Annotated in this window: 2 protein-coding genes; both read right to left on the bottom strand. The window is 35.9% G+C overall.

The annotated features are described in order from the left end of the window. Positions 1 to 84 precede the first annotated feature (84 nt). Complete coding sequence (locus ACFFAP_RS17090; protein ID WP_375512327.1) at positions 85 to 4,956, bottom strand: glycosyltransferase; 4,872 nt, start codon at positions 4,954 to 4,956, stop codon at positions 85 to 87. 131 nt (positions 4,957 to 5,087) lie between these two features. Further along, the coding region (locus ACFFAP_RS17085) for a glycosyltransferase family 2 protein (RefSeq protein ID WP_375512326.1) at positions 5,088 to 6,758 on the bottom strand (1,671 nt) is incomplete at its 5' end.

The raw sequence follows: 6,758 nt of genomic DNA, 5'->3' as shown, positions 1-6,758 counted from the left end.
CACTAAAGTGCTTACTACAAACAATTCAAAAGTTCGTAGTGAGGACTTTAGTCCTCCTATTCTGTAATTACGAATTTAAGCACTTCAGTGCTTACTACAAACTTCTTTATAGAAAGCTTCTAAACCTTCGACACAAGCTTTATCATCAAAAAGACGATCGTGATTTTGGCTCATTCTTTCTGCAATAGTGCTTCGCCAAGCCGGATCTAGTCCTAATTTGACAGCAATTTCGATATATTCAGTTTCGTTTTCAGCAATAGTATCTGTCACCCCTAGCATTTTCAGGAAGCTGTCAGAGTGACGACCGCGCATAAATTCCCCTGGACAGGTGACAATGGGGAGATTACAAGCGATCGCTTCTAGAGTAGTATTACCACCAGACCAAGTGAATGTATCTAGATAAATGTCTGAAAGTAAGTTAATCATTAGATAGTCTAGCCGCTCGGGAATACTGAGAAATACACAGTAATCTTCACTGTTAAGTCCAACAGCAGCAAAAGCACGTTTTAGGCGTGGCTCAAGTAAAGTACCACGCAAAAACACAAATTTAGCTTCAGGAAGGCGACAAGCAATTTCCGCAAAAATAAAATCATATTGCGGTAGGTATTTAAAAGGAGCTTGACAGCATAAGTAGATGACTGCATCATCTCCTAAGCCAAAATCTGAACGGGTTTTGATAACTGGGGGAATATATGGCTTAGGGTAAGAAACCCCAATGTTGGGTAAGCGAATTAATTTTTCTGAATAATGTTCTAGGGCATTTTCGGGTTCCATTAACTCGCTAGATAAAAAGTAATCAATTGTGGGTAAGCCAGTCGTTACCGGATGTCCCCAAGCGACACATTGCAAAGGCGCAAGCCGCAGACCGGCCATTTGCATGGTTTGTGCGTCCATACCTATTTCAGGAAAGACTAAAATATGCAATTTATCAGCAATTATCTGTTCACAAGCTGCTGATAAGTTATAAGGAATATGGTGAAAAACATCGCTGTAATTTTGGAAGTGTTGGGTAACAGGATCTGGCTCGTTTCCTGTGTAGTAACAGTAAATTTCAAAGTTTTGGCGATCGCAGTAACGTAACCAGCCAGTTAACCAAAGTGTGCCACTATAAGAATGCAGGTAATGTGAAGCATAACCAATACGAATTTTGTTATTAGGCTGAAACTTAGGCATAGATAAAGGAATTACCCATTGTGGATAGTTAGCTGCCATAATTTCATGTACTAACTTTCCATACTGGCGTTGCAAATCTATATCATTTTGTGCCTGATATGATAGGTAAAAATTTGTGAGGCGGCCTATACCTGCTAATGCACTTTGTTGCTCTTGTGTAGTTTTCAGATATGTTTGCTGAATTAAATCTTGCAGTCCTTGAGTAAAGCGCTGGCGATAGAAGTTAATTTCCTCTTTATTTTCGTATATTGATGGAACTGTTAAATATTTTAGAATTTGAAAAGTGTAATCATTCGGTAAGCATTTAGCAGCATTCTCTGCACTTAATATTGCTTCTTTAATACGTCCATTACGTCGCAAGTCGATGATTAATGAAAAATGTAATCTTCCTTCTTTAGGGTAAAGTTTAATTACTTGCTGGAGAGTCTTAAAATATTTGTCTAACAGGTTTAACTGTCTATAGCAATAACTTAAATTACAATAAATATCTGCATCCCCTGATTGGATTTCTAAAAGTTTTTGATATTGAGCGATCGCTTCTGTCCATCTGCCCTCTTGAAATAATCTAGTACTTAAATCAAAAACTAACTGCCCGATATGTATATTATTGAAGCTTTCTATTTCATACGTTGGGATATTCTCTATTGGAAATAATGCTAACCCATCCAGATTTTCATGTTGTAAAATAATTCGACCGTGGAGGAAAGGAACTATAGCTCTCAGTTCAATTTCATCTAAATTTACCAGCAGAGAAATTTCACATTCTACAGTAACATCAAAATTCTCTGTTAGTAGCAGATTCATAGCCACCGTAGATAAAACTAAATTGGCATCATCTTCAGAAATGCCATTAGTATTTATAAGTAAAGTTATCTGGTTACTATTAGAATGATTAATTACCGTTTTAATTGCTTGTTCTAATTCTAGAATCAGTAACTCTTCTGATTGCGACCAATCAGGAAAAATTATAATATTGATATTTCCATATTTCACAGTTAATGCGTCTGTAATAGATACTTCCCCTCTGTTAGTTAAGTTATTTTGTTCACTTTTAAATAAAATATTTAGTTGATTGCTTAAATTATCAATTTGGCAAGAAGGAATTTTACCTACTGTCATTTGTGCTAAAGCTTGTTGATCCTCATGTTCTAAAATAATTCTGGCATTGATGCGAGGTAGCAAAGCTTCCCACTGAATATCGGCCAAGTTTTTCACTAGAGAAATTTCTAATCCTTCGGTAACGTCTAAATCTTCCTGTACCAAAAGATTCATAGCCACACTAGACAAAAACAGTTCAGCATCCTCACTAGCAATGTTACCAGTATCAATAAGTAGGGTAGTTTCTTCGCTATTAGGATGAGTGGCGATCGCCTTAATAACTTGTTGTAAGTCTAAACCAAGAAACTCTTCTGGTTGTGACCAATCAGGGAAAATAATTAAATTAATTTTCTTGAGATTTAAAGAAATAAGTGTTGCATTAATTAATACATTACTGACAACTTGCGCCATTTTTGCCCAAGAAAACTGTTGCACTTGTACTAAACCTGCGTTAATTAATGAATTACGAACACCTGGTTTTTGTACTTCACAAAGTGCATTTGTCATTTCATGTATATCATCATCATTCACATATATTGCAGCTTCACCTGCAACCTCTGGAATTGAAGCATTAGGACAAGTAATCACAGGACAACCACAAGCCATTGCTTCTACTATAGGCAACCCAAAACCTTCATACTTAGAAGGATAAACTAGTGCTACTGCACCAGAGTAAGCTATTGCTAACTCTTCATCACTAAGTTGTAGCAGATGAACGATACTACCTGATGTATAGGCTCTGAATTCTGGTGATAATACACCGTCGCTTCCTGTAACGACAATATCAAATCCATAGCTACTTTGAAGCTGTGAAAAAGCTTTGAAAAACAAAATACTATTCTTATAAACATTACCAAGGCGGACTAACAGAAAGTAGGGTTTGGTAATGCCGTATTTTACTTTAAATTGATGAATATTTTCCTGAGTAGCTACTGAAAAGGTTGTATGGTCAACCCCATTTTCAGCAATTGTTACAGACTCCAAGGATATTTGTGGAAAGTAGGTTACTAAATCGCGTGCTGTATTTTTGGAAACCGCAATAAAGGCAGACGCGTGTTTAATTGCATAATGTTTTTCTTGCCAGATGATATGATTTAAGTTTGAACCTATTAGTTCTGCTATCATGTCATGAGCCATGAATACAGAAGGTGTAGTAGTCGGCGTTGTATGGTAGGACGAAATAAATAAATCTGCACCTTCTTCATCGCACACTTGCTGTAGCATTAATCGATCAGAGTCAATATTATCATAATTATGATATGAGACTGTGCGATATCTAATACCAGGAATTATGGGTGCAGTGCCACCACGGTCAAGCACAACAATATGTTTTGCAAAACCATTATTAACCCATTCTTCTAATAAGGATTTCCAAACACGAGAAATACCAGTTTGGTAAAGTTGAAAAAAGACAGCATCAATAACTATTTTTAAAGATAACTTTTGACTGATGTTCTTAATCTTTTTGAGATTTTCAGGTAGTAAAAAATTCAGTTTTTCTACTAATATTTGGCTAGAAAAATTAGTTGCGATTGTTTTCCGTGCAACTTGTCCCATTTGGCGGCATAAATCAGGATTGCTGAATAACTTAATTGTGTATCCTGCAAACTCCTCAGCATTATCGGCAATGAAGCCATTAACACCATGTTCTATAGGTGAACTTTCAGCCACATTTCGTAAAGTAATTACAGGTAGACCATGCGCCATTGCTTCAACAATTTTGACTTGCTGACCAGTACCGCCTATAAGTGGACATACTGCAAACCGACTTTCAGTATAAAGTGGCTTGAGATCGGGAATGAAACCTAATAATTCAGTACCTTCAACTGGAATTAAATGCTGGCAGCTAGAACCTACAACTTTTAAGCAAAATTCTGGCAATTGATGTAATATAAGGGGCAGCACTTTTGTTGTGAAATATAAATATCCTTGGATATTAAAAGGGTTAGGCCCAATTGCTAGTAGGGGCGCATTAGTATAAGTATTATCGACATTATCTGTAATAAAAGTCATAGGAACATACTCAACCCTTGTTTGGCAAGTATGTTCCTTAATCAACTGTTGCTCTCTAGGGGCGATCGCGATCGTATAATCGTACTGGTCATATATCAAGTATTCGTCAGGAGTAGCGGTCAAATGTAATTTAGAAAAGAAATCCTCATCCACAAGTTCAGAATCTATCTCATCTGAGGTATATGGAGGAGTTCTTAAATATTGTCCTAATGCTTGCCTCATTTGATTACTGAGTGTGAGCAAATCGTGAGTTTCTATTATTCTGACTGCTGACTTAAACTCGTCTCCAATAGCTAGTTTTGCCCAAAATGCATAATTAATCACGACCACATCAGGTGCTAGCTGTCTGAACAATTCACGAAACCTTTGACATAAACCTGGGGGTGTGTAAAAGTCCCAGTTCGTCCCTTCAATATTTGCACTTACTGATGCCATGAATTGCCAATCTGCTTCTGTACCTTGATATACTTCTACATTGATATCAAGGTCAATCTGTAAATCTTGAATTATATCAATTTGCCACGGGTTATCAGTGATTACGTTGGAACCAAACAGAGTGATATCGTAACCTAATTCTTTTAACCCCTTGAGCATCGACAGGCATCTTTGATGTGCGCCTGTTTTACCAGGATAAGGATTGTGGGGAAAAAAGACAAGAGCTTTGTAGCACATAAATTTTGTATAACTTGATGATAATTTAATTGCAATTTTGAGTTTTTAATTCGTTTTTAACTAAATTATCTACTTCTTTTTTAGTAAACACCACAGATACACTAGTATTTAGAGTAATTTAACAATGATAATTACAATTTATTTAAATCTAATTTATTAGCTTTATTTATGAGCCAATTTTCCAGGTCTTGCAGGTCTAAATAACTAAGATTTTCTATTCCTACTTGACAAATAGCTTCTTTATTTTCTTTTTGCAGGCTAATACGGGCTTGAAGATTTGGCAAAAGATATTTCCATTCTCTTTCACTTAAATTACCAACAAGTGAAATTTCAGGTTCTTCTATGTTTTCTAAATCTTCTGTTTGCAATAATGTCCAAATTACATCAGATATAATAAAATTAGCATCCTCATCAGAAATATTACTATTATCTATTAACAAGGATATTTTATCTCTGTTCTGACAAGTAACAATTATTTTAAGGATATTGGTCAATTCTTCGTATAGTAATTCTTCTGGCTGCTGCCAGTCTGGAAAAATAACTAAGTTAATATCTTTTAAATTAAATCTTTCAGAGTAATCATCTTTCTCTTTATCTAAAACATCAGCAAGAACGGAAGCTGCAATCTGCTGTTTTTCAGTAGACAGTAAAAATGAACCAAATAAATGTAGTAAAGGATTAGCTTCAGATGTGGTTAATAAAGAAGCTAGTGAAGCCATTAATTGAGAAGAGTTACTACATTTTAGTCCTTCTCGAATGAGAGCAATAGCAGCAGCTATATCCTGATTATCTAGCATCTGCCTTGCTCTACTCAAAGCATCGAATGCATAATACTCCCTAGCTTTGGCAGATAAATCAGCAGCAGTTTTTTCAGGTAAGTAGAATTGGGAAATGTCTATAGCCTTACGCGTATCAGCAATATTTGTGCCAGTTAGGTTCAATCTAGAGGACTCTGAAGCAGAATGTAAACGGAAACATGCTAATATTTGAGGTTCATACCAAATTGGGTAATGTGCGGCAATTCGTTTCCACATCTCCCAATCAGCAGCAGAACCTGCTTCTGGACAAAATCCCCCTAATTTTTCATAGGTGCTGCGTTTGACTACAATAGCGGGAAATTGAACGCGTTGCATTGTAGCGATTAACTCTAGCCAGTTAGAAAGGATACCGGATGTCTCCCTTTCTAGCAGAGACAAAAATAGCCAATTACTATTTTTATCTATATAACTGTGGCGGCAAAATGCTGCTCCAATACTAGTTTCTTTTTCTAAACTTGCTTGTAAACGATTATAAAACCCAGGCATGACTATATCATCTTGGTGTAATATATGAACCCAATAACCACGCGCACGTTGGATACAGGTGTTCCAATTACCAATGAAGCCTAAATTTTTAGGTTGTCGATAAAAATTAACCCTGCCTTTACCTACCAGCTGAACAATTTCCTCTACATCACCTTCCGTAGAACAATCATCAACAACGTCGATTTGCATTACCTCTGATGTTGGTGCTTGCTCTAATACACTTTTTAGAGTCTGTTCTAAATATTTTGTATTGTTATATACAGGAATCATTACAGACCAAAACGGTCTATTATTTTCTTCATCAGCAAATTTTATTAATGGATATTCAATATCCTCATTTACTAAGTCATTTTTTATAAATTCAGTACCATTAGTATGTAGTTTCGAGTCTTTAAGTTTTATTTTAGTTTGCTGTAATTCAGATTGAGCTTGTTGTAAAGTATGTTGCAGCTTATCCATACTGATAATGCTAAATATATCTTGCTCTCCAGTCAGGAT

Origin of the sequence: uncultured Nostoc sp. (genome assembly GCF_964245575.1) — a bacterium.
Taxonomy (GTDB): domain Bacteria; phylum Cyanobacteriota; class Cyanobacteriia; order Cyanobacteriales; family Nostocaceae; genus Nostoc.
This window is presented reverse-complemented; position numbering and strand designations above follow the sequence as displayed.